We start from the raw sequence: 23,999 nt of genomic DNA on the forward strand, positions 1-23,999 counted from the left end.
CCATTCTGTTGAGTCCCTGACGGCCGAGTATCGCCCCATTGAAATATCTTGCCTCTTTTCATACCACGCTAAAGGTTTCACGCTACCTGTTCAGAGCGCTGGCGGTACTGCTCTGGATGCTGATCGCTTTCGTTTCCGTGTTCTATATCGTCAATGCCCTGCATGACAGAGAGTCGGAAATCCGCCAGGAATTTAACCTCAATGCCGATCAGGCACAGCGCTATATCCAGCGAACCGCGGATGTGATTAAAGAGCTGAAATACGTGGCGGGAAACCGTCCGACCAGCGGCGGCGAGGGGGGGGCGACTCCCGCTCCGGGCGGCAACATCGCCGTCCCTGATTTCGAGCCGCTGTACCCTGATTCTGATTGCGGGACTATGGGCGCCACCTGGCGCAACTCTCTGCAGTCGCTGGCGTGGTTTATGCGCTACTGGCGCGATAACTTTTCCGCGGCCTATGACCTCAACCGCATCTTTCTCATTGGCAGCGATAATTTGTGTATGGCCAACTTTGGCCTGCGGGAAATGCCGCTGGAGCGCGATCAGGCGCTGAAAGTGCTGCACCAGCGTATTGAGCAGTACCGCGATGCGCCGCAAAACGAGCGCGGCAACAACCTGTTCTGGATAAGCCAGGGCGTGCGTCCGGGCGTGGGCTATTTTTACGCCCTGACGCCGGTTTATATGGCAAACCGCCTGCAGGCGTTGCTGGGTATTGAGCAGACCATTCGTATGGAGAGCTTCTTTACGCCGGGCAGTCTGCCAATGAGCGTCACGATTCTCGACGACAACGGGCAGCCGCTTATTTCTCTTGCCGGGCAGGATAACAAAATCAAGAGCGAAGCCCGCTGGATGCAGGAGCGGATCTGGTTTGGCTACACCGCGGGTTTCCGCGAGCTGGCGCTGAAGAAGAGCCTGCCGCCATCGTCGTTAAGCATTGTCTATTCCGTGTCGGTCGATCAGGTGCTTGAACGTATCCGGATGCTGATTATCAACGCGATTGTCCTGAATATTCTGACCGGGGTGATTCTGTTTGCCCTGGCGCGGATGTATGAGCGGCGGATCTTTATCCCGGCGGAGAATGATGCCCAGCGGCTGGAAGAGCATGAGCAGTTCAACCGTAAAATTGTCGCGTCGGCGCCGGTGGGAATTTGTATCCTGCGCACCCTCGATGGCACCAATATTCTGAGCAACGAACTGGCGCACAACTACCTCAATATGTTAACCCATGAGGATCGGCAGCGGTTAACGCAGATTATTTGCGGCCAGCAGGTCAACTTCGTGGATGTGTTGACCAGTAACAACACCAACCTGCAGATTAGCTTCGTGCATTCGCGCTATCGCAATGAAAACGTCGCGATTTGCGTGCTGGTGGACGTCAGCGCCCGCGTCAAGATGGAAGAGTCGTTGCAGGAGATGGCGCAGGCCGCGGAGCAGGCCAGCCAGTCGAAATCGATGTTCCTCGCCACCGTCAGCCATGAGCTGCGTACGCCGCTATATGGAATTATCGGTAACCTTGACCTGTTGCAAACCAAAGAGCTGCCGAAGGGCGTCGACAGGCTGGTCACGGCGATGAATAACTCCTCGAGCCTGCTGCTGAAAATCATCAGCGATATCCTCGACTTCTCGAAAATTGAATCCGAGCAGCTGAAAATCGAACCCGGCGAATTTTCGCCGCGTGAGGTGATGAACCATATCTCGGCCAACTATTTACCGCTGGTGGTACGTAAACAGCTGGGGCTCTACTGCTTTATCGAGCCTGACGTTCCGCAGCTGATGTCCGGCGATCCGATGCGTTTGCAGCAGGTCATTTCTAACCTGCTGAGCAACGCCATTAAGTTTACCGACACCGGCTGCATCGTCCTGCACGTGCAGTGTGCCGGGGATTACCTGCAAATTAGCGTGCGCGATACGGGCGAAGGGATCCCGGCAAAAGAGGTGGTGCGCCTGTTTGACCCGTTCTTCCAGGTGGGGACCGGCGTGCAGCGCAACTTCCAGGGGACCGGTCTGGGGCTGGCGATATGTGAAAAGCTCATCAGCATGATGGACGGCGATATTGCCGTCGAAACCGAACCGGGAATGGGCAGCCGCTTTACCATTCGTATTCCGCTGTACGGCGTGCAAAACCGCTCGCCGCTGGTGATTGATGGTCTGGTGGGTAAATGCTGCTGGCTGGCTATCCGCAATACCTCCCTGGCGCTGTTTGTCGAGTCGCTGCTTACCCATCACGGTCTTCACGCCCAAATCTATGACGGGCAGCAGCCCGGTGCAGATGATATTTTGCTGACGGATGATGAGCCGGATGCTCGCTGGCAGGGGAGTGCGGCGGTGATTTTCTGTCGCCGCCATATCGGTATTCCGCTGGAACGCGCGCCCGGCGAGTGGATACACAGCGTGACGACACCGCACGAGCTGCTGCCGCTACTGGGACGTATCTTCCGGATTGCGGTGACGACCACCGAACACGGTCCGGCGCTCGCTGCTCCGGAAACGCAGGTCGCCAGCAATGACGATATGATGATCCTGGTGGTGGACGATCATCCGATTAACCGTCGGCTGTTGGCCGACCAGCTTGGCTCGCTGGGATATCAGTGCGTGACGGCAAACGATGGGGTCGATGCGCTGGGCGTGCTGAGCAAACAGCATATCGATATCGTGCTGAGCGATGTCAACATGCCGAATATGGATGGCTATCGCCTGACGCAACGTATCCGCGAGCTGGGAATGACCCTGCCGGTAATCGGGGTGACCGCCAACGCACTGGCTGAGGAGAAACAGCGCTGTCTGGAGTCTGGTATGGATAACTGTCTGTCTAAACCGGTGACGCTCGATATTATCAAGCAGACGCTGGCGGTCTACGCCGCGCGGGTGCGTAAAGAACGTCAGGAAAGGGAGTAGGGCAGGGAACCGATTGTGTACTTGCCCGGATAAAGCGCGACGCCGTTATCCGGGCAGGCAGCGTTACTCTTTGTCGGTGGCGCTCAGAGAAACGGAAGACAGATAGTTCAGCAGCGCGATATCGTTTTCCACGCCCAGCTTCATCATCGCCGATTTCTTCTGGCTGCTGATGGTTTTAATGCTGCGGTTCAGCTTTTTAGCAATCTCGGTCACGAGAAACCCTTCGGCGAACAGGCGCAGCACTTCGCTCTCTTTCGGCGACAGGCGCTTGTCGCCGTAACCGCTGGCGCTGATTTTTTCCAGCAGGCGCGAAACGCTTTCCGGAGTGAATTTTTTGCCTTTCTGCAGCGCCGCCAGCGCTTTAGGCAGATCGGTCGGGGCGCCTTGTTTCAGCACGATCCCTTCGATATCCAGATCCAGCACAGCGCTAAGGATCGCCGGGTTGTTATTCATCGTCAGAACGATGATAGACAGATCCGGGAAATGGCGTTTGATGTATTTGATCAACGTGATCCCGTCGCCGTATTTATCGCCAGGCATCGACAGGTCGGTAATCAAAACGTGTGCGTCTAACTTAGGAAGATTATTGATAAGTGCCGTTGAATCTTCAAATTCGCCGACTACGTTGACCCATTCGATTTGCTCAAGGGATTTACGAATACCGAACAGTACGATCGGGTGGTCATCGGCAATAATTACGTTCATAGTGTTCATGTATTAGGCTACCTTGCTACAGCAAGCTCTTGACGTAAACGTCAATGTCGCTGATATATTTTTCTATGCCTTGCGCATCTTTCTCGCGAATCAGATGCTCAAGCGTTTCACATAACTGTTTGCCGGGTATCAGATTAAGCATAGCAAACGCCCCTTTGAGGCGGTGCGCTGTCTGCGCCAGCGCAGCTAAGTCGCTCGTTGCCAGTTCAGTATACAGCCTCTTAACATCATCCGGAACTGTGTCGGCAAACAGTGCGTAATAGCCGCTGGCATGGAGTTCGGCGTTACTCTCGCTTCCCGCAGAGGTGGATTGTCCCTCTTCCTGCGCCAGCTGCTGTTCAATCAGTTGCAGAATCGCTTCCTGCATTGCCGTGCTGATATTAAAATTGACACGCAGCTGGCCTGGGCCAATTTTGCGTATCCCGACCTCATCATCGCTTAAAAGCAAGCCCGAAGCAGTAAGATTAGACGGATTATCCGTTAAAAAGAGATCGTATTCTTGACTTGTCAGCCTTTCATCCGGCGTGATGCAGGTGGCTCCCCAGCTTTCGAGCTGGCGCACTACAATCCGGCGGACCTCATTGGCGGTAATATCCAGCATCACCACGACATCATCCAGCAGATGCTCGCCGGAGTCGCTCTCTTCTTCGCTGGCCGGCATTTTAAGATGGAGAGAATAACGCGTTCCCAGCGACTCACGCGCCTTGATATTCATCTGACCGCCAAGCCTGCGCGTCAGACGATCGCAGAGCCAGAAGGTGAGGGCGTTGGCTTTACCATACAGGTCGGACTGGGTCTCGTTCAGGAACGGGAAGTGCATATTGTCGATTTCGTTGCCGGAAACGCCGTTGCCGGTATCCAGAATACGGAAGGTCAGCCGGTCGTCTGCGGATTCATCTTTACTCACTTCGAGCGTGATTTTGCCAATTTGCGTCGTGGTCACCGAGTATTGAATGAGCAACAGCAGCGTGCGGCGCAGCGCTTCGCGATCGCCATAGCGTTGTTCGTTGGCCGGCAGCGCATTGTTTATCAACAGCTGCAGACCTTTACGTTTAATGACCGGCAGCACCTCAGGCACCACTTCATCGATCAGCTCCTGAATGGAGAACAGTCCAGGATTACTTTTCCAGCTGTCGCTCTCCAGAAGATTTGCCAGCTGAATTTCATCAACCAGCTGTACCAGCTGATCCGCATGCTGCGCAAGCTGCAGGCTTTGGGCAATGCCAATGGCTGCCGCTTCTTCGGCCAGGCTTTGCGCCGGCTGTTTTAAGGCGCTGCCGATATGCTGCATAAATGCAACGCGCCCCTGCTGATTTTTCTCATACAGACGCTGGGCCTGTTTCAGTTTCTTATTGACCAGAACCTCCCGGTCCTGATCGCGAATAATGAAGATCTGCGTCCGCGGCGCAACCTGGCTGCGATACTGGCGTATTTCATACAGCTCGTTATTGATCGTCGCCTGAATAACCCCCTGATGCTGATCGGCCATGTTGGTGATGTTTTGCAGATTGAGGTGCGGCAGGAGATGATCGGCTATCGGGTTACTGATAATTGTGCGGTTGGCTTCCTGATCGTGGACCAGCAGCCCCAGCGGCAGCAGCGAGACGATCTCTTCGTTAATGGCGCGCAGGGTGCGCAATTCGCTATTGGCCGCGGAAGAGACGGCGGTACCGGTCTGACGGCCGCGGCCGTTGAAATGACGAAACGTCGTGAAACCGAACAGCGTTAGCGCCAGCAGGCCGATAATCAGCAGCAGCGGCAGGAGAATATTCTGCAGGGACTCCAGCAGCAGTGAACCGAAGGGAACCACCCAGATCAGGCGCATACCGGTGGTGCTAATGCTGGTGATGATCTCAATCCGCGCACCGTTAAAGTCGATATTGACGCTATCGGCGGTCTCTTTTTCCGGGTTGCTGACCGCGCTTTGCGCCGGGTCGGGTTCAATACGGAAATTATCCAGCGACATGCCGGGCGGAATCAGGTCGTTAATCGGCAGGTCAAAGGCGACAACCGTCGCCAGGTGGCCCGGCTGGTTAAAGGTGGTGCGCAGGGTGAAATAGTGGCCATTTTGCCAGGAGAGGCGGCGCAGGGAGGAAAAGGTCTCCCTCTCGTCCAGGGTGTTCGCCTGCAGCAACATTTCTGCGCGACGGGATTCAACCACGCTGGTAATCGTTGACTCTTTAAAGCTGGATGACAGGTCTTTCAGCGGCAGCGTCGATACGAGGATCAGACTGTTATCCAGACCATTCAGATAGTACATCGACCAGGGGATGGTTTCCGCTCCCCACAGGATGTCGAGGTAGCTGGACATTTTCTGCGTCATCTCCAGGGTGGAGCTGTCGTGGGATCCGAAGATCAGCGCTTCGGTTTTGCGCCGCGGTTTTTCCAGGTAGTAAACATCCTGCTTCAACCGCGTTTCTTGCAGGCCATCGCTGACGGTGCTGGACGGAGTGGCGGCGATATTGTCGTAAATCTGCCAGGTTGCGTAGCGCCAGGTATCGATGCGTTTATGCAGCGCGTGGCTGACATCAATGACCTGATAACTTTTATCTTTCAGCCAGGTATTGACCGCGCTTTGGATCATAACACCCATCGTCGCCAGCAGGACGATGACCATTAAAACGAAGAAGCGGGTGATGCTGCCTGGCATCAGGGAGAATTTTTTCTGGGTCATCGTGTGACGGAGCGACTCATCAAGGTTTGTAAGCAGGGCATCGCCCCAGGTAGCTGCTAGCAGAGTGAATACGCTAAGCAGTATAAAGGCTAATTTATCAAATCCATACTACAGATTGCGGTTCTGCAATTTTTTTAATCCTGAGAATTATCTTAAAAAGAGCGGGCGCAATGAGATGTACAACAAGGCGAACCTTGTACAATTATTTACCTGTTTTACGCAATAAATAGCACTAAATAACAAGAAATTATCTCGATAAGACTTTACTCACTTGCGAGGTGATTGATTAATAACCGTTATTTTTTTCCATGGATATCGCAGGGTAATTAAAGTTATGTAAAGAAGGGTAAAAAAAAACCGAATGCGAGGCATCCGGTTGAAATAGGGGTAAACAGACATTCAGAACTGAATGACGGTAATAAATAAAGTTAATGATGATAGCGAGAGTTATTCTAGTCGCCGGGGTGGATTTTGTTTTGTCATTCAGTGCTATACATGAAACAACGTGTAACTGCATGAACTTCATTGAGAAAATTTATTTTCTTGATTATTGGTGCTTATTTTAGTGCTTTTTAGCGATGAAGAAAAGTTCCCCTGCGCTTACAATTTGAAACATCTTGTGCGCATTTTGAAACACCTTAGAAGTTTTCGTATCATATTCTTGTTGGATTATTCTGCATTTTACAGCACAATGAATATAGCCGACTGATTAGAAGGGTAATCAGTAAGCAGTGGCAATAATAAAAGGCATATAACAAACAGAGGGTTAATAACATGAAAGTTAAAGTACTGTCCCTCCTGGTACCGGCTCTGCTGGTAGCAGGCGCAGCGAATGCGGCTGAAATTTATAACAAAGACGGCAACAAATTAGACCTGTACGGTAAAATCGACGGTCTGCACTATTTCTCTGACGACAAGAGCGTTGACGGCGACCAGACCTACATGCGTGTAGGCGTTAAAGGCGAAACTCAGATCAATGACCAGCTGACCGGTTACGGCCAGTGGGAATACAACGTTCAGGCGAACAACACTGAAAGCTCCAGCGATCAGGCATGGACTCGTCTGGCGTTTGCTGGTCTGAAATTTGGCGACGCGGGCTCTTTCGACTACGGTCGTAACTACGGCGTTGTTTACGACGTAACTTCCTGGACCGACGTTCTGCCGGAATTCGGCGGCGACACCTACGGTTCTGACAACTTCCTGCAGTCCCGTGCTAACGGCGTTGCAACCTACCGTAACTCTGACTTCTTCGGTCTGGTTGACGGCCTGAACTTTGCTCTGCAGTACCAGGGTAAAAACGGCAGCGTTAGCGGCGAAGGCGCAACCAACAACGGTCGTGGCGCTCTGAAACAGAACGGCGACGGTTTCGGTACTTCCGTAACTTATGACATCTGGGACGGCATCAGCGCTGGTTTCGCTTACGCTAGCTCCAAGCGTACCGACGATCAGAACGCACTGGTTCTGGGTGAAGGCGACCACGCTGAAACCTACACCGGCGGCCTGAAATACGACGCGAACAACATCTACCTGGCAACTCAGTACACCCAGACCTACAACGCAACTCGCGCTGGTTCCCTGGGCTTTGCTAACAAAGCACAGAACTTCGAAGTGGTTGCTCAGTACCAGTTCGACTTCGGTCTGCGTCCGTCCGTTGCTTACCTGCAGTCTAAAGGTAAGGATCTGGAAGGCTACGGCGACCAGGATATCCTGAAATATGTTGACGTAGGCGCGACCTACTACTTCAACAAAAACATGTCCACCTACGTTGACTACAAAATCAACCTGCTGGACGACAACAGCTTCACCCGTAACGCCGGTATCTCTACCGACGACGTGGTTGCTCTGGGCCTGGTTTACCAGTTCTAAGCACGTTGAAGTGACGAAAAAAGGCGCCTCTGGCGCCTTTTTTTATGCCCGGTTTAACCTCGCTGGTGTAATCTTGCTGCCTTAGCAAGAGGAACCTGATTTTATGGATATCACTTTTTTCCGTAGCGCACTGTTCAGCGTCTGCGTACTGCTTTCCGGCTGCGATTCAGCCACCACCCCCACTGCGCCAAAAAGTGCCGCGACCGTGCTGGATGGTAAGACGATGGGCACATTCTGGCGGGTCAGCGTCATTGGCGTTGATGAAGCCAAAGCCGAGGCGATGCGACAGAAGGTCCAGGCGCAGCTCGATGCCGACGATCGCCTGCTCTCCACCTGGAAAAACGATTCTGCGCTGATGCGCTTTAACCATGCCACCACGACCGATCCGTGGCCGGTCAGCGAAGCGATGGCTGATATTGTCACCCTCTCGCTGCGCATCGGCGCAAAAACCGCGGGCGCCATGGATATTACGGTGGGGCCGCTGGTGAACCTCTGGGGGTTTGGCCCAGACAAGCAACCGGTTAAAACGCCGGATCCTCAGCAGATCGCCGCCGCGAAAGCGCGCACGGGGCTCCAGCATCTGACGGTCATTAACCACGCGGATCGGCAATATCTGCAAAAAGACATCCCGGATCTGTTTGTCGATCTCTCCACCGTTGGCGAAGGCTATGCCGCCGATCATCTGGCTCGCCTGATGGAGCAGGAGGGCATTTCCCGATACCTGGTTTCGGTCGGCGGGGCGTTGGTCAGCCGGGGGATGAATGGCGACGGGCAGCCGTGGCGGGTGGCCATCCAGAAACCCACCGATCGCGAGAATGCCGTACAGGCGATTGTTGATATCAACGGACATGGGATCAGCACCTCCGGCAGCTACCGCAACTACTATGAGCTGGACGGTAAACGTATTTCCCACGTTATCGATCCGCAAACCGGCCGGCCTATCGATCATAAACTGGTCTCGGTCACGGTTATCGCTCCGACGGCGCTGGAAGCGGACGGCTGGGATACCGGCCTGATGGTGCTGGGGCCGGAAAGGGCGCAGGAAGTGGTGCGCCAGCAGGGGCTGGCGGTCTACATGATCATCAAAGAGGGCGACGGGTTTAAAAGCTGGATGTCGCCGCAGTTCCGCACTTTCCTGGTTGGCGAAAAGAATTAAACAGCAAGATTTCGGGTTTTTTTCATCGGGCGCTGATTCAGACTGACGATACACTTAAAGCAGGAGCCCGTTATGAAACCGATAATTGCTGATACCGACGATCGCCGCTGGCAGGCGGTGTGCGATCGTGATGTGCGAGCCGATGGTCAGTTTGTCTTTGCCGTACTGACCACCGGTATCTGTTGCCGCCCGTCCTGCCGTTCGCGGCGAGCGCTGCGGGAGAATGTGCGCTTTTACCCCGGTGTTGAGGCGGCTATCGCCGATGGCTTTCGTCCCTGTAAGCGCTGCCAGCCGGATAGAAGCGATCCGCAGCAACAGAAGGTGGACAAAGTTACCCGGGCCTGTCGCCTGCTGGAACAGGAAGCGCCGGTGACCCTTGAGGCACTGGCACAGGAGCTGGCGGTCAGCCCCTTTCATTTTCATCGTTTATTCAAATCCGTCACCGGAATGACGCCGAAAGCCTGGCAGCAGGCATGGCGTGCACGACGTTTGCGCGAAGCGCTGGGGCAGGGTGAAAAAGTGACGCCCGCCGTGTTAGCGGCAGGCTTTCCCGGAGGCAGCAGCTATTATCGTCAGGCGGATGCCGCGCTAGGTATGACCGCCCGCCAGTTTCGCCGCGGCGGCGAGGATACCGACATTGTCTATACTGTCGGCGACTGTGCGGTCGGTCGCTGCCTGGTCGCAGAAAGTGACCGGGGCGTGTGCGCCGTTTTACCGGGGGAAGAGGACGCGGCGCTGCTTGATGCGTTATCCCGCCTCTTTCCTCACGCCCGGCTTCTGCCGGGAGATGCGCATTTTTGCCAACGGGTAGCCCAGGTTTTCGCCCATCTGGACGATCCTCGCCAGGCGGTTAATCTACCGCTGGATCTGCGCGGCACCGCGTTTCAGCAGCGCGTCTGGCAGGCGCTGCGCCAGATCCCGGCAGGAGAGACCCGCAGCTATCGTCAGGTCGCGCAGAGCATTGGCCAACCCCGTGCGGTGAGAGCCGTAGCAGGCGCCTGCGCGGCCAATAAACTGGCCATTGTTATCCCGTGCCATCGGGTGGTCCGCGAGGGCGGGGCGCTCTCAGGCTACCGCTGGGGAACGGCCCGCAAAGCGCAATTGTTGACCCGGGAAGCGCAAACCGAGGAGAAGTGATGCTCGATTTATTCGCCGATACGCCTCCCTGGCAGGAGCCGCTGGCGCCGGGGGCCGCCATTCTGCGGCGCTTCGCCCACCCGCGCGCGGCGGCGTTGCTCCAGGCGATAATGCAGGTCGCCAGCCGGTCGCCGTTTCGTCAAATGGTGACGCCGGGAGGCTATACCATGTCGGTGGCGATGACTAACTGCGGCAGAGTTGGCTGGACCACCGATATGCACGGCTACCTCTATGCCCCCGACGATCCATTAACCGGTCAGCGCTGGCCGTCGATGCCGACGATCTTTCGCGAACTGGCTGCGGAGGCGGCGCTTGCCTGCGGCTATCCCCGTTTTGCTCCTGATGCCTGTCTGATTAACCGCTATCAGCCCGGGGCAAAGCTGTCTCTGCATCAGGATAAAGATGAACGCGATCTGCGGGCGCCTATTGTGTCGGTGTCACTGGGGTTGCCCGCCGTGTTTCAGTTTGGCGGTCTGCGGCGCAGCGATCCGCTGCAGCGCGTGCTGCTGGAGCATGGCGATGTGGTGGTCTGGGGCGGAGAATCGCGCCTGTTTTACCACGGTATCCAGCCGCTGAAAGAGGGCGACCATCCGCAGACCGGCGCCTGCCGTTATAATCTCACCTTCCGTCTGGCCGGCGCGAAATAACAAAAATAAGAATTATTCTTGATGTCATTGGCGAGCAGTTTAAACTGCTGGCTGTTTTGCTTGCCCGGATTGTGAGTTATGGAACTTCTGCTGCTTGTCTGGCGCCAGTATCGCTGGCCGTTTATCTCCGTCATTGCCCTGAGTCTGCTCAGCGCGGCGCTGGGACTCGGGCTTATTGCCTTTATTAATCTGCGCCTGATGACCGTGGTCGATACCTCGCTGGCGGTGCTGCCGGAATTTCTCGGTTTATTGCTGTTGCTGATGGTCGTGACGCTGGGTTCCCAGCTGGCTCTGACCACCCTGGGACACCATTTTGTCTTCCGCCTGCGCGGCGAATTTATCAAACGCATACTTGATAGCCAAATCGAAAAGGTCGAGAAGATCGGTAGCGCTTCGCTGCTCGCCGGTTTAACCAGCGACATTCGTAATATCACCATCGCTTTTGTTCGCCTGCCGGAGCTGGTGCAGGGGATTATCCTGACCGTTGGTTCCGCCGCCTACCTGGCGTGGCTGTCGGGCAAAATGATGATGGTCACCGCGCTGTGGATGGCGCTGACCATCTGGGGCGGGTTTGTGCTGGTGGCTCGCGTCTACCGGCATATGGCGACGCTGCGGGAAACCGAAGACAAGCTGTACCACGACTACCAGACGGTGCTGGAAGGGCGTAAAGAGCTAACCCTCAACCGGGAACGCGCGGACTACGTGTTTAATCAACTGTATCTGCCGGATGCCCGCGAATATCGTCACCATATTATCCGCGCCGATACGTTCCATCTCAGCGCGGTGAACTGGTCGAATATTATGATGCTGGGGGCCATCGGACTGGTGTTCTGGATGGCAAACAGCCTCGGCTGGGCGAATACCGCGGTGGCGGCGACCTACTCGCTGACGCTGCTGTTCCTGCGCACGCCGCTGCTCTCGGCGGTCGGAGCGCTGCCGACGTTGCTCAGCGCCCAGGTCGCGTTCAACAAGCTGAATACCTTCTCGTTGACACCGTATCGCGCCGACTTCCCGCAGCCGGAACCGCACCCGCACTGGCAGACTCTCGAGCTGCGCGACGTCTGCTTCCACTATCCGGATAACAGCTTTGCCGTCGGGCCGATTAACCTGACCCTACAGCGCGGCGAGCTGGTGTTTTTAATTGGCGGCAACGGTAGCGGGAAATCCACGCTGGCGATGCTGCTGACCGGGTTGTATCAACCGGCTTCCGGGCTGATTCTGCTGGATGGCCAGCCCCTTGCGGCGGACAAGCCCGAAGATTACCGCAAGCTTTTTTCGGCGGTCTTTACCGATGTCTGGCTGTTCGATCGGCTGCTGGGGCCTGGCGGGAAAGCGGCGAACCCTGCGCTGGTCGGCCAGTGGATGGAGTACCTGAAAATGACGCACAAACTGCAGCTGGATAACGGCAGGATTGTCGATTTGAAGCTGTCGAAAGGGCAGAAAAAACGCGTGGCGCTGTTGCTGGCGCTGGCGGAGGAGCGGGATATCATCCTGCTTGATGAATGGGCGGCGGATCAGGACCCGCATTTCCGTCGCGAGTTTTACCAGCTGCTGCTGCCGTTGATGCAGCAGATGGGGAAAACCGTTTTCGCCATTAGCCACGACGATCACTACTTCCAGCATGCCGACCGCCTGCTGGAGATGCGAGGCGGCCAGCTGACAGAGCTGACGGGAGAAGAGCGCGAGCTGGCTACCCGGGATGCGGTGGCTCGCACCGCCTGACTGACCGCGTCGCCCGGCTCGCCGGCGGCGCGGTTGTTGATTTTTCCGCCGCCTGAACGGGGCGACGGTTATTTTTTCTCCCTCCCCGCGCTATGCTTATGGCTCCTGGCCTGCCACATGTTCTCAAAAGGATTGCCTGACCGATGTCCGTTTCGCATAAAAAAAGTGCCAGATTACGTGATGAAGAGCGTGCCCGTCTTATCTGGCTGCTGACCACCGATAAAGCCGTGACCTCGGCGCTGCTGGGAAAACTCACTCTCGCTGAACGCTATGACGACGGTACGCTGGCAGACGATCTGGCGGAGGTCGAGGTGCTGGTTTCTCACCTGCCGCCGCCGGACCTTGCCGATGCCCTCGAAGCGCTGCCGTACGACGGGCGTAATGCGCTCTGGCAGCTGGTCAGCAACGACAAACGCGGCGAGGTGCTGCTCGAGGCATCGGAAAACGTCTGGGGCGATCTCATCGATAAGATGAGCGACCACGAGCTGCTCGACGCGCTGCAAACCCTGGATATCGACGAACAGGTCTATCTGGTTCAGCACCTGCCGCGTAACCTGACCGGCCGCTTACTGGCGACGATGCCGCCGGAAAAGCGCGCGCGCGTCCGCCAGATTATGCGCTACGCCGACAATACCGTCGGGGCAATCATGGAGTTCGAAGTGATTGTCGTGCGTCCGGAAATGACGCTGGCGGCGGTACAGCGCTACCTGCGGCGGCTGGGCAAAATGCCGGAGAACACCGATAAGCTGTTTGTGACCACCCGCAATAAGCTTCTGCTGGGTGAGCTTCAGCTGCAAACGATTCTGCTCAATGATGCGCAAAAACGGGTCGGCGACGTCATGGAAGGGGACCCGGTCACCTTCCAGCCGCATGAAGAGGCTGAAAAGGTGGCGCGTACCTTTGAGCGTGACGACTTGATCAGCGCCGCGGTGATTGATGCGGAAGGGAAGCTGATGGGGCGTCTGACCATCGATGAGATCGTTGACGTCGTCTATGAAGAGACGGACAGCGATCTGCGCGGCATGGGCGGCCTGAGCAGCGAAGAGGATGTCTTTGCGCCGGTCAGTAAAGCGGTGAAGACCCGCTGGGCTTGGCTGGCGGTTAATCTGTGCACCGCCTTTATCGCCTCGCGGGTGATTGACGGGTTTGAACACACTATTTCACAGCTGGTGGCGCTTGCCTCGCTGATGCCGATCGTCGCCGGGATCGGCGGCAATACCGGTAATCAGACGATCACCATGATCGTGCGCGCTATGGCGTTACAGCACATCCAGCCCGGCAGCTTTTCGTTTCTGATCATGCGCGAGATGGGCGTCGCGCTGATTAACGGCCTGGTGTGGGGCGGGATCATGGGAGCGATCACCTGGTGGCTGTATCAGGACCCGCAGCTGGGCGGCGTGATGACGCTGGCGATGATGCTGAATCTGCTGATGGCCGCGATGATGGGGGTGATTATCCCGATGGTGATGGTCAAGCTGGGGCGCGATCCGGCGGTCGGCTCCAGCGTGATGATCACCGCGATTACCGACACCGGCGGCTTCTTTATTTTTCTCGGTCTGGCGACGATATTTCTGATGTAAGCGCCGGCCTGCTGCGCAGGCGACGGGGAATCAGCGCCATCACTGCCAGTCCGGCCAGAACGCCAATGGCCAGATTGCTGGTTCCGACCGTCGCGCCGACGGTCGCCAGCATGACCAGCGTCTCCGGCCACGGATGACGCGCCACTTCCGCCGGACGAATGCTATGCCAGCTGAAGGTTTTTGCCGCCACAATCACCATCACTCCGGCCAACACCACCATCGGAATTTTAGCCATCACTTCACTCAGCGCGGTCACCAGCAGCAGCAGTACAAGGCCTGCCGCAACGGTTGAGACGCGGCTTCGGCCCTTGCCCATTTCGACGTTAACGATGGTCTGCCCGATCATGGCGCAGCCGGCGATACCGCCGTAGAGTCCGGCGAGAATATTGGCGATGCCCAGCCCGGTACTCTCGCGCGCTTTGCTGGATGGCGTGTGGGTCAGATCATCCACGAGTTTAGCCGTCAGCAGCGACTCCAGCAGCCCAACGAAGGCGATACTCAATGCGCAGGGCCAGATAATGTTCAGCGTGTGCAGATCGAGCGGTACCCGCAGAGCGGTAAATCCGGGCAGTCCGCCGCTCATGCTGCCTTCATCACCGACGGTGGGCAGCAGCTGGCCGGTGGTGACGGTAAACAAGGTCAGCAGGATGATAGCGATTAGCGGCGAAGGGATGGCTTTGATATAGCGCGGCGCCCACAGCACAATCAGCAGCGTCAGCACGAACAGGCCGATGATCAGCGGCCGTGTGCTCCAGAAATGCGGCAGCTGGGCAAAGAAGATCAGTATTCCCAGCGCATTCACAAAACCGGTCATCACCGATTGCGGAATAAACCGCATCAGACGGGCCATGCCGCACAACCCAAACAAAATTTGAATAATACCAGCCAAAATGACAGCGGGCAGGATATAGCCGACGCCGTGCTGATGCACCATAGGGCCAATCACCAGCGCCACCGACCCCGCCGCAGCGGTGACCATGGCCGGTCTGCCGCCAAGAACCGACATCGCCAGGCAGAGCACAACGGACGCAATCAGGCTGACTTTCGGGTCAACCCCGGCAATCACGGAGAAGGAGATAACCTCTGGAATCAGGGCCAGCGCGGTGAGTACGCCAGCCAGCGCTTCGCGGGTCAGCAGCGAGGGCGAGCGTAATACATGGCGAAGAGCGCCGTTCGAAGAGGGTGGTACGTGGTTGGTGGCCTGATGCATAAGCGTTTCGCTGGTAGATAAACCGGAGCCACGAGCCTGAGCTTGTGTGCGGTCTGTCACAAAACAGGGGATGATAGCGCGTGGACGTGACATATACCAGTACAAAATATGATTTAGCGTACACATTTATTAAACATTTTTATAACAGATCTCAAAACTCAACTTAAATTTTAAACAATATTTAATTTTTTGATCTTCGGTGTTACCTTGATTCCCGATAATCGTTTCACCTGCGCTAAATCCAAAAGCGAGTAAAGTAAGGCTCAAATCCGATGAAGAAAAAGATGGCCGTACCCAGCTCACCGGCTGTTGGTTCAAATACACCTCGGACCAACACCCGCCATGAGCAAGAGACGGATGTATTGTTGATTGGCGGCGGCATCATGAGCGCCACGTTGGGAACCTGGCTTCAGGAACTTGAGCCGGACTGGTCTATTACCATGGTCGAGCAGATGTCCAGCGTGGCTGAAGAGAGCTCGAACGGCTGGAACAATGCGGGTACCGGCCATGCGGCTTTGATGGAGCTGAACTACACGCCACAAACCGCCAGCGGGATTAATATCGACAAAGCGGTCGATATCAATGAATCCTTCCACATCTCCCGGCAATTTTGGGCTCACCAGGTGACACGCGGCATACTCAGTAAGCCGAAATCATTTATTAACAGCGTGCCGCACATGAGCTTTGTGTGGGGCGAAGACAATGTGAATTTCCTGCGCGCACGTTACGCGGCGCTGCAGCAGAGTGAGTTGTTCCGCGGGATTCGCTATTCTGAAGATCATCAGCAGATCAAAGAGTGGGCGCCGCTGGTGATGGAAGGGCGCGATCCGCAGCAAAAAGTGGCCGCGACCCGCACCGAAGTCGGAACCGACGTCAACTACGGGGAAATCACCCGCCAGCTGATTGCCGGACTGCAGACCCATGATAACTTCTCTTTGCAGCTTGGCACCGTTGTGCGTCGCTTTAAGCGCAACGCGGACAAGAGCTGGACGGTGACCCTGGCCGATGCCGATAATCGTCGCCAGAAGCGCGTTATTAAAGCCAAATTTATCTTTATTGGCGCCGGCGGTGCCGCGCTGACGCTGCTTCAGGAAACCGGCATTCCTCAGGCGAAAGAGTACGCGGGCTTCCCGGTGGGCGGTCAGTTCCTGGTGTGCGAAAACCCGGAGGTGGTGAACCATCATCTGGCGAAAGTGTATGGCCAGGCCGAAGTGGGCGCGCCGCCTATGTCGGTCCCGCATATCGATACGCGGATTATCGATGGTAAGCGCGTGGTGCTGTTCGGACCGTTCGCGACCTTCTCGACCCGCTTCCTGAAAAACGGCTCGCTGTGGGATCTGCTGGCATCAACCAACACCTCGAATATTCTGCCGATGCTCAATGTTGGTCTGGATAACTTCGATCTGGTGAAATACCTGATTAGCCAGGTGATGCAGAAAGATAACGATCGCCACGAGGCGCTGCGCGAATACTATCCGGAAGCGAATAAAGAGGACTGGCGCTTGTGGCAGGCTGGCCAGCGCGTACAGATTATCAAACGCAACGGCAAGAAGGGTGTACTCCGTCTGGGCACGGAAGTGGTCAGCGATGACGAAGGTACCGTTGCAGCGCTGCTGGGAGCCTCTCCGGGAGCATCGACGGCGGCGCCTATCATGCTACAGCTGATGGAGAAGGTCTTTAAAGAGAAGGTGCAGTCGGCCGCCTGGCAGGCGAAACTGAAAGAGATCGTTCCGTCCTACGGTCTGCGTCTGGACGGTAATCCGGCGGCGATTGAACAGGCGCTGGCGTGGACCAGTGAAGTGCTGCAGCTGCATTACGAGCCAGTCGCGGTGGTTGATCAGGTCCCGCTTGCGGAGCTGAAGCCGCTGTCCGGTGACAAACCTATGGCGGATATTGCGCTATAGAACGACATCCGGCGGCTGATGCCGCCGGAGAGTGACTGTTTATCGCTTCGCGTTAGCGTACAACGGCATTACCGATGGTTTCGTCTGCTTTCCAGATTCGGTATTTCACTTCGACGTTATCTGGCGTGTAGACCACGATTGGCAGCTTGCTGTTGTAGCGCAGCATCGCATCATCACCTAACCCTGCCAGCACAAATTTACGCTCTTTTTTGCCGTCCGGGCAGGCCATCATGGTTGAAACCGGTCCGGTTACTTTATCAAAAACGTAGTAATCGTAGCCCCAGCCTTCCAGCGTTTTGCTTTCCAGTTGGCCGCCGAGGCGATGGCGGTTGCAGTCAACCTCAAGGGTCTGGCCGATCATCAGTTCGACTTTAAATGCGGATTCGTCCTGCTGCTGCGGCAGCTGAATCACCTGACGCTTCATGCCTTTTTCCGCCTTCGGATAGGGGGCGACCTTTTCCAGAGGCTGTTCAGCGGCCAGCGCGCTGGTGGAAACACAGGCAACGGCCAGCAAAGAAACAGCAAGCGTAGAGATTTTATTCACGATTCATCATCCTTTGTTATCGATCTTTAACGGCAAAAGACTAGCACTCTTTTGCGTAATGGTAAGAATAATTTACCATTATTTTCATATATTCTGGTCTTATTGACTGACTTTTCTTGATGGTGTGCAAGTATTCACTACCCATATTCACGCTCTGAGCGAAAGGTTCTTGCGGTATCCTTGACGGGATATTGCCGCCAACTGCGGCCGGTAATCCGGCGTTAATAATCATCAGCAAGCGAAGACGCTTTCAGGTGCAATGATTCCACTCTGACCGGCCCATACCCGCGAATGAGGAGGCGTTATCAGGGACATGAATGGAAACAGAAGGGGGAAGCGAAATGCTCCCCCCGATGCTTACTCATCGCGACTGACTTTCCCTTCCTCGATGAACTCTTCATCTATTTCGTCGGTGTTGCCCGCGTGTTCGCGCCCCGATAACAGATTCCAGCAGGCGATAAACAGGGCGGCGATCAGCGGCCCGATGACAAAGCCATTAATACCGTAAATCTCCATGCCGCCGAGGGTGGCAATCAAAATCAGATAGTCCGGCATTTTGGTGTCTTTGCCCACCAGCAGCGGGCGCAGAATATTATCCACCAGGCCTATCACAATCACGAAGAAGCCCACGATAAACGCCCCTTGCCATAGCTGATCGGTGGCAAACAGGAAGATAGCCGCCGGTACCCAGACTATGGCGGAACCGATCGCCGGAATCAGCGACAGAAACGCCATGATGGCGCCCCACAAAATGCTGCCGTCGAGGCCGGCGATAGAAAATGCGATACCGCCAAGTATCCCCTGGGCGAGGGCGACGGCGACGGTACCTTTTACGGTTGCCCGTGATACGGCGGCAAATTTGGCAAACAGATGCTGCTTAACGTAGTTAGACAGCGGCAGGGACTCAAGGATGAGCATGACCAGATAGGGGCCATCTTTGAGCAGGAAAAACAGCAGATACAGCATGATGCCGAAGCTCACGGTAAAGCCGAATGTCCCTTTACCAATCAGGAACGCGCTACCGGCCAGATATTGCCCACCTTTCAGGGCGGCGTCAGAGAGCTGTTTCTGAATCTGCTCTGCGCTGTCAAGGTTATGTTCGGAGAGAAAGCTTCTGGCCCACTCGGGCAGATGGGCAAACAGGTTTGCCACCACCACCGGAAACTGGGTGTCATTATGCTGAAGTCGGGTGTAAACCAGGTTTAGCTCGAACGCCAGCGATGAAATGATGATCGCCAGCGGCGTGAAAACAATCAGGCAGATAATCACCACGGTCAACAACGATGCCAGGTCATTGCGCTCACCGAGGCGAGCCCGCAATTTGTTCTTTACCGGGTTGAAGATGACCGACAGAATCGCGGCCCACAGTATGGCTGAATAATAAGGCGAAAGAACATTAAAAAAGGCGAGGCTGACCATCAGCAAAATCAGGATAAAAAATCCCTTCGTAAGTCCATTAACTCTCATATTAATTGTTCCGGTGTCAGGCAAGTACGACGAATAATAGAAGCTATTCTTCGTTTTACAATCAGTAAGGTCGGAGTTTGTTCATCGGCAGCACGGAAACGGGGATGGATTCGAGCGCGGACCGCGACCGTGTCGGTGGGGCGGATTCGGGCATTAAAAAACCCGCAGGCTCAGAGAGGATGCGGGTTCTTAAGGGGTTACCGGTGGTTAAGATAACCTACCGGTGAATGATTTGGTCGGCACGAGAGGATTTGAACCTCCGACCCCCGACACCCCATGACGGTGCGCTACCAGGCTGCGCTACGTGCCGATGTATGGAGGACAATATTACCCGTTCCCCGACCGAATGCAAGCCGGGGAACGGCTGATTGATTCATAATTAATCAATCAGTTAGCGATAAAGCGTTTTTCGTCAGTCAGGATCTGCAGCAGCAGGCTGAGCTGAGGTTTGCGGTTATCAATCTTTTTGCCATCGCTGTTCCAGGTGCTGTAGGTACCGTTGTGGTTCAGCACCACGGTCACCTCTGGCGACGTGACCGCCAGCGTATCGCCGTTGGCTGCCGTCACCCAGGCCCGGCGACGCGCGGGGCTGAACAGGTCTTCACCCTGCGAATATTCGTTGGCAGGCGTGGAGACGTGCAGCAGGCGCTGCATCAGCGTGGTCATCACATCTTTGTTGCTGGTCAGCGTCGCGATGTTCTGCGCCGGAATTCCTGGCCAGTGAATAACCAGCGGCACCTGCAGCTGCTCCCGGGACCAGTCAAACTTACCGCGCTGCGGATTCAACGGCATACCGTGAGCGGCGGTGATAATCACCACGGTGTTATCCAGTTTTCCGGCATCGCTCAGGGCGCTCAGTACCCGGCTGATTTGACTATCAACATCTCCCGCCGCACGACTGTAGCGACGCGCGAAGTTTTGCTGCTGACTGTTGTCCAGCGTGGTGCCGTTCAACGAAATCCATGAGAACCAGCGGTTTTCATCCTGCGCATAGCGATTGAGCCAGCCAATCCACTGGTCCGCCGTTTGCTCATCGCTTTGCGTTTTCTCATTTGGCAGCGAGAAATCGGACAGCAGCGCCTGGCGATAGAGCGGGCTGCTGAAGCCATCGGAGGAGAACAGCCCCAGCTGATATCCCTGCTGGTTAAAGGCCGTAATCAACGCGGCCGGAATGCGGGCCGACAGCACGCCATCCATATAGCCCGGCGAAATCCCGTAGAACAGGCCAAACATACCGCTATCGGTAGTGTTACCGGAGCTCATATGCTGGGTAAAGTTGACATTCTCTTGTGCGAAACGGGCCAGTTCCGGCATATTTTTCTCAAACCGTGAATAGTTCAGGTTATCGACGGTAATGAGCAGAACGTTGTAGCCAGCCCCCAGATCGCGATAGCGCAGGTTGCTCAGCGGATACTCAACGGAGACGGCTTCCGGCGCCCCCTGTTCTACCAGCCGACGCTGGTAATCCTGGGCATCGAGCAGGCCATGTTTCTCAAGGAAACGGCGGGCCGTCATCGGATAGGAGAGCGGCAGATTCGCCCGTTGCATGGTGATCGGGCGATAGAAATTCGCATCCGCCCAGATATAAATCAGGTGGCTGCTGATAAAAGAGAGAAAGAAAAACCAGGCGACAGGCCGGGCGTAGTGGCGGCGACGCGTCAGGCTGCGCAGCTTCTGCCAGCTCCAGGTCGCAAACAGCATTTCCAGCAGGAAGATAATCGGCACGCTGATAAACATCAGCTGCCAGTCGCGCGCCATCTCATTCTGGTCAGGGTTGATGACCAGTTCCCAGACAATCGGGTTAAGATGCAGGTGGAAACGGGTAAAGACTTCGCTATCGATCAGCAGGAGCGTCATGCCCGCGGTCGCCAGAATGACCGACAGGAAGCGCATCAATCGCTGCGATATGACGATAAAGGTCAGCGGGAAGAGAATCAGGACATAGCTGGTAAATACCAGAAAACTGAAGTGACCCACGAGGCTGACATACGAGAAAATACGTCCGCCCAGAGTCGTGGGCCAGTCGGCGACAAAAAGATAGCGGCTGCCGAGCACCATGGCCAACAACATGTTGAACAGGGCGAACCAGTGCCCCCAGCTGACCATCTGGGAGATTTTTTCTCGGTAGGGCTGACGAAGAGTCACCATATACAGTTGTTGGTTATCCTTAGTGCGCCGGGTCGTCGTTGATTGAAGACTGCAGAGCCTGGGCAAAAGAACGGGCGATCGCCTGACGCTGCGCCGGCGCGACGCTACTATTGATCAGGTTAGTCACCATATTGCCTAGCACCATCAGTGAAAGGTCAACGGGGGCTTTGTGTGTTTCCAGCACGTTGCTCAGCTCGCTAAGCAGCTGTTCGACGTGTTCATCACTATAGCGGGATAATTGCGGCATAAACTCAAAATCTGTTTGTTCGTGAAAGGGCAACATATTACCGTAGCAGCAGCTTTTTTTCCGCATTTTTTCGCCACGGCGCAAAAGCGCGCAGGATCGCGAGTCTCAGTTCGTCGAAGAGTCACGCGGCGGTTGCGTCGCCGTCCCGGCGGTGGTTGAATACCGGCCGGTCTAAAAGGAGAGTTTAACATGAGTCTGGATATCGACCAGATTGCCCTGCATCAGTTAATTAAACGTGATGAACAAAACCTCGAACTGGTGCTGCGCGATTCCTTACTGGAGCCGAATGCGACGGTCGTGGAAATGATGGCCGAGCTGCATCGTGTCTACAGCGCTAAAAACAAGGCCTACGGTCTGTTTAACCAGGAGAGCGAGCTGGCGCAGGCCCTTCGCCTGCAGCGTCAGGGCGAGGAAGACTTTCTCCCGTTCAGCCGGGCGGCAACCGGCCGTCTGCGTGACGAACTGGCGAAGTATCCTTTCGCAGAAGGCGGTATCGTGCTGTTCTGTCAGTATCGGTATCTGGCGGTAGAGTACCTGCTGGTGGCGGTGCTGAACAACCTGAGCAGTATGCGCGTTAATGAAGATCTGGATATCAGCTCGACCCACTATCTGGATATCAATCATGCCGATATTGTGGCGCGAATTGACTTAACTGAATGGGAAACCAATCCGGAGTCGACCCGCTACCTGACCTTCCTCAAAGGCCGGGTCGGGCGTAAAGTGGCTGATTTCTTTATGGACTTCCTTGGCGCCAGCGAAGGGCTGAACGCGAAAGCGCAGAACCGTGGCCTGCTCCAGGCGGTCGATGATTTCGCCTCCGATGCTCAGCTCGATAAGTCCGAACGGCAGAACGTTCGTCAGCAGGTCTATGCTTATTGCAACGAGCAGCTGCAGGCGGGAGAAGAGATTGAGCTGGAATCTTTATCCAAAGAGCTGGCCGGCGTCAGCGAGAAGAGCTTCCAGCAATTTACCGCGGAACAGGGGTATGAGCTGGAAGAGAGCTTCCCGGCGGATCGCAGCACGCTGCGTCAGTTGACCAAGTTTGCCGGCAGCGGCGGCGGGTTAACGATCAACTTTGATGCCATGCTGCTGGGCGAGCGGGTGTTCTGGGATCCGGCAACGGATACGCTGACCATCAAAGGTACGCCGCCTAACCTGCGCGATCAGCTGCAGCGTCGGACTTCCGGCGGTAGCTGATTCTCCGCCAGCCCCGGTGAAGGCCGGGGCTGCTGCCCGGGCCATCGTCGGCCTGCGGCGTTCTTACTCTGCATCGGCGCGGATCGTCTCGATCCCGTGCTGGGTCAGCTTCGCCTGCAGGGCCTCATCCAGCAAACCATCGATAATCAGGGTACTGGCAAGGCTTAACTCGCCGATGGCAAACGCCGATGCCGAGTTCAGTTTTTCCTGCGACGCCATCACAATGGTTTCCGCTGCCCGCGCGGCGAGCGCCCGCTTGATAGCCGCCTCTTCATAATCACCGGTAGTGAAACCAGCGCGGTCATGCACCCCGGTCACGCCCATAAAAAACAGATCGGCATTGATCCGCGCAATACCTTCCAGCGCGCTGGCGCCGACGGTGACCACCGAATGTTTAAACAGCCGCCCGCCGATAAGAATAACCTCAATCAACGGCCGCTCCACCAGCGCGACGGCAATACCGGGGCTATGGGTCACGATGGTGCAGGCTAAATCAGCCGGCAGACAGCGGACCATTTCTTCTGTGGTGGTCCCGCCATCGATAATCACCACCTGACCCGGCTGGATCAGGGCCGCCGCCCGGCGGGCAATGGCCTGCTTCGAGGCGATTTGCACGTTTTTTCTTGTTTCGATCGGCGCGATGGCCGCCGAAACCGGCAGCGCCCCGCCGTGGACCCGCTGCAGCTTGCCTTCCCCCGCCAGCTCGCGTAAATCCCGGCGGATAGAGTCTTCAGAGACGTTAAACCGCTGGCTAAGCTCACCGGACATTACCTGTTTTTCGACGGCCAGAATCTGCAGTATTTGCTGTTTTCGTTGGCTGGCAAACATATTTTTTCCTTCACGTTTGATCTTGTTTGTGCGTTATTTTGCATGTTATCGTGGCCGCTGTCAT

At 55.9% G+C, this 23,999-nt stretch carries 17 protein-coding genes and 1 tRNA gene; 9 read left to right on the forward strand and 9 right to left on the reverse strand.

Annotated features, from left to right (window positions below):
- The first annotated feature begins 38 nt into the window (after positions 1-38).
- Positions 39-2,894: a two-component system sensor histidine kinase RcsC gene (gene rcsC / locus AC007G_RS09215; RefSeq protein WP_032695459.1), complete on the forward strand. Its 2,856-nt coding sequence runs from the start codon at positions 39-41 to the stop codon at positions 2,892-2,894.
- A gap of 63 nt (positions 2,895-2,957) precedes the next feature.
- On the opposite strand, the gene rcsB is transcribed toward rcsC, so the two are convergent.
- Entirely contained in the window at positions 2,958-3,608 is a 651-nt protein-coding gene (gene rcsB / locus AC007G_RS09220) for a response regulator transcription factor RcsB (RefSeq protein ID WP_002913007.1), read from the reverse strand.
- Positions 3,609-3,624: 16 nt separating this feature from the next.
- Positions 3,625-6,282, reverse strand: a complete 2,658-nt coding sequence (gene rcsD / locus AC007G_RS09225; RefSeq protein ID WP_032686667.1) for a phosphotransferase RcsD — start codon at positions 6,280-6,282, stop codon at positions 3,625-3,627.
- A 774-nt stretch (positions 6,283-7,056) separates the two neighbouring features.
- Between rcsD and ompK36 the strand changes: the two genes are divergently transcribed.
- From ompK36 to mgtE, 6 genes are all read left to right on the forward strand, one after another.
- The gene (gene ompK36, locus AC007G_RS09230; protein ID WP_049265566.1) at positions 7,057-8,148 is read left to right on the forward strand and encodes a porin OmpK36; all 1,092 of its coding nucleotides are present in this window, start codon (positions 7,057-7,059) and stop codon (positions 8,146-8,148) included.
- 103 nt (positions 8,149-8,251) lie between these two features.
- A complete protein-coding gene (gene apbE / locus AC007G_RS09235) occupies positions 8,252-9,304 on the forward strand; it encodes an FAD:protein FMN transferase ApbE (RefSeq protein ID WP_142630013.1) in 1,053 nt (350 codons plus the stop codon).
- Between the two features lie 72 nt (positions 9,305-9,376).
- Positions 9,377-10,441: a bifunctional DNA-binding transcriptional regulator/O6-methylguanine-DNA methyltransferase Ada gene (gene ada / locus AC007G_RS09240; protein WP_064384719.1), complete on the forward strand. Its 1,065-nt coding sequence runs from the start codon at positions 9,377-9,379 to the stop codon at positions 10,439-10,441.
- Positions 10,441-11,088, forward strand: coding sequence for a DNA oxidative demethylase AlkB (alkB, locus tag AC007G_RS09245; RefSeq protein ID WP_142630011.1), 648 nt, complete (start codon positions 10,441-10,443; stop codon positions 11,086-11,088). Before ada ends, alkB begins: the two co-directional genes overlap by 1 nt.
- A 78-nt stretch (positions 11,089-11,166) precedes the next feature.
- Positions 11,167-12,810 (forward strand): multidrug ABC transporter permease/ATP-binding protein, encoded by a 1,644-nt coding sequence (locus AC007G_RS09250; protein WP_142630010.1) that lies wholly within the window; start codon positions 11,167-11,169, stop codon positions 12,808-12,810.
- Between the two features lie 143 nt (positions 12,811-12,953).
- On the forward strand, positions 12,954-14,390 hold the full coding sequence (gene mgtE / locus AC007G_RS09255) for a magnesium transporter (protein ID WP_032686673.1): 1,437 nt from the start codon (positions 12,954-12,956) through the stop codon (positions 14,388-14,390).
- Here the strand turns inward: mgtE and AC007G_RS09260 are convergent.
- Complete coding sequence (locus tag AC007G_RS09260; RefSeq protein ID WP_032686674.1) at positions 14,353-15,600, reverse strand: SulP family inorganic anion transporter; 1,248 nt, start codon at positions 15,598-15,600, stop codon at positions 14,353-14,355. The genes mgtE and AC007G_RS09260 overlap by 38 nt on opposite strands.
- Before the next feature lie 272 nt (positions 15,601-15,872).
- Here AC007G_RS09260 and mqo point away from each other — a divergent pair, with 272 nt between their 5' ends.
- Positions 15,873-17,504 carry a malate dehydrogenase (quinone) gene (gene mqo / locus AC007G_RS09265; protein ID WP_015583824.1) on the forward strand — a complete coding sequence of 544 codons (1,632 nt, stop codon included), beginning with the start codon at positions 15,873-15,875 and terminating at the stop codon, positions 17,502-17,504.
- 52 nt (positions 17,505-17,556) lie between these two features.
- Here the strand turns inward: mqo and eco are convergent, their stop codons facing one another.
- The 5 genes from eco to AC007G_RS09290 form a co-directional block, all read right to left on the reverse strand.
- Positions 17,557-18,048, reverse strand: coding sequence for a serine protease inhibitor ecotin (gene eco, locus AC007G_RS09270; RefSeq protein ID WP_032686675.1), 492 nt, complete (start codon positions 18,046-18,048; stop codon positions 17,557-17,559).
- A gap of 357 nt (positions 18,049-18,405) precedes the next feature.
- Complete coding sequence (locus AC007G_RS09275) at positions 18,406-19,515, reverse strand: AI-2E family transporter (RefSeq protein WP_032686676.1); 1,110 nt, start codon at positions 19,513-19,515, stop codon at positions 18,406-18,408.
- Positions 19,516-19,748: 233 nt separating this feature from the next.
- Positions 19,749-19,825: transfer RNA gene (locus AC007G_RS09280), tRNA-Pro, on the reverse strand.
- A 77-nt stretch (positions 19,826-19,902) separates the two neighbouring features.
- Positions 19,903-21,663, reverse strand: a complete 1,761-nt coding sequence (yejM, locus tag AC007G_RS09285) for an LPS biosynthesis-modulating metalloenzyme YejM (RefSeq protein WP_032686677.1) — start codon at positions 21,661-21,663, stop codon at positions 19,903-19,905.
- A gap of 19 nt (positions 21,664-21,682) precedes the next feature.
- Positions 21,683-21,910 (reverse strand): YejL family protein, encoded by a 228-nt coding sequence (locus tag AC007G_RS09290; RefSeq protein ID WP_032686767.1) that lies wholly within the window; start codon positions 21,908-21,910, stop codon positions 21,683-21,685.
- A gap of 189 nt (positions 21,911-22,099) precedes the next feature.
- Here AC007G_RS09290 and yejK point away from each other — a divergent pair, with 189 nt between their 5' ends.
- Complete coding sequence (gene yejK / locus AC007G_RS09295; protein ID WP_032686678.1) at positions 22,100-23,107, forward strand: nucleoid-associated protein YejK; 1,008 nt, start codon at positions 22,100-22,102, stop codon at positions 23,105-23,107.
- A 63-nt stretch (positions 23,108-23,170) separates the two neighbouring features.
- Here the strand turns inward: yejK and AC007G_RS09300 are convergent, their stop codons facing one another.
- Entirely contained in the window at positions 23,171-23,935 is a 765-nt protein-coding gene (locus AC007G_RS09300; RefSeq protein ID WP_032686679.1) for a DeoR/GlpR family DNA-binding transcription regulator, read from the reverse strand.
- Positions 23,936-23,999: the final 64 nt, after the last annotated feature.

This window comes from Klebsiella sp. CSG-1, from assembly GCF_056521145.1.

Excerpts from the sequence above, each read along its gene's own strand:
- rcsB (WP_002913007.1), bottom strand. The coding sequence starts at position 3,608 with ATGAACACTATGAACGTAATTATTGCCGATGACCACCCGATCGTACTG.
- rcsD (WP_032686667.1), bottom strand. The coding sequence starts at position 6,282 with ATGACCCAGAAAAAATTCTCCCTGATGCCAGGCAGCATCACCCGCTTC.
- ompK36 (WP_049265566.1), top strand. The coding sequence starts at position 7,057 with ATGAAAGTTAAAGTACTGTCCCTCCTGGTACCGGCTCTGCTGGTAGCA.
- apbE (WP_142630013.1), top strand. The coding sequence starts at position 8,252 with ATGGATATCACTTTTTTCCGTAGCGCACTGTTCAGCGTCTGCGTACTG.
- ada (WP_064384719.1), top strand. The coding sequence starts at position 9,377 with ATGAAACCGATAATTGCTGATACCGACGATCGCCGCTGGCAGGCGGTG.
- alkB (WP_142630011.1), top strand. The coding sequence starts at position 10,441 with ATGCTCGATTTATTCGCCGATACGCCTCCCTGGCAGGAGCCGCTGGCG.
- AC007G_RS09250 (WP_142630010.1), top strand. The coding sequence starts at position 11,167 with ATGGAACTTCTGCTGCTTGTCTGGCGCCAGTATCGCTGGCCGTTTATC.
- mgtE (WP_032686673.1), top strand. The coding sequence starts at position 12,954 with ATGTCCGTTTCGCATAAAAAAAGTGCCAGATTACGTGATGAAGAGCGT.
- AC007G_RS09260 (WP_032686674.1), bottom strand. The coding sequence starts at position 15,600 with ATGCATCAGGCCACCAACCACGTACCACCCTCTTCGAACGGCGCTCTT.
- mqo (WP_015583824.1), top strand. The coding sequence starts at position 15,873 with ATGAAGAAAAAGATGGCCGTACCCAGCTCACCGGCTGTTGGTTCAAAT.
- AC007G_RS09275 (WP_032686676.1), bottom strand. The coding sequence starts at position 19,515 with ATGAGAGTTAATGGACTTACGAAGGGATTTTTTATCCTGATTTTGCTG.
- yejM (WP_032686677.1), bottom strand. The coding sequence starts at position 21,663 with ATGGTGACTCTTCGTCAGCCCTACCGAGAAAAAATCTCCCAGATGGTC.
- AC007G_RS09290 (WP_032686767.1), bottom strand. The coding sequence starts at position 21,910 with ATGCCGCAATTATCCCGCTATAGTGATGAACACGTCGAACAGCTGCTT.
- yejK (WP_032686678.1), top strand. The coding sequence starts at position 22,100 with ATGAGTCTGGATATCGACCAGATTGCCCTGCATCAGTTAATTAAACGT.
- AC007G_RS09300 (WP_032686679.1), bottom strand. The coding sequence starts at position 23,935 with ATGTTTGCCAGCCAACGAAAACAGCAAATACTGCAGATTCTGGCCGTC.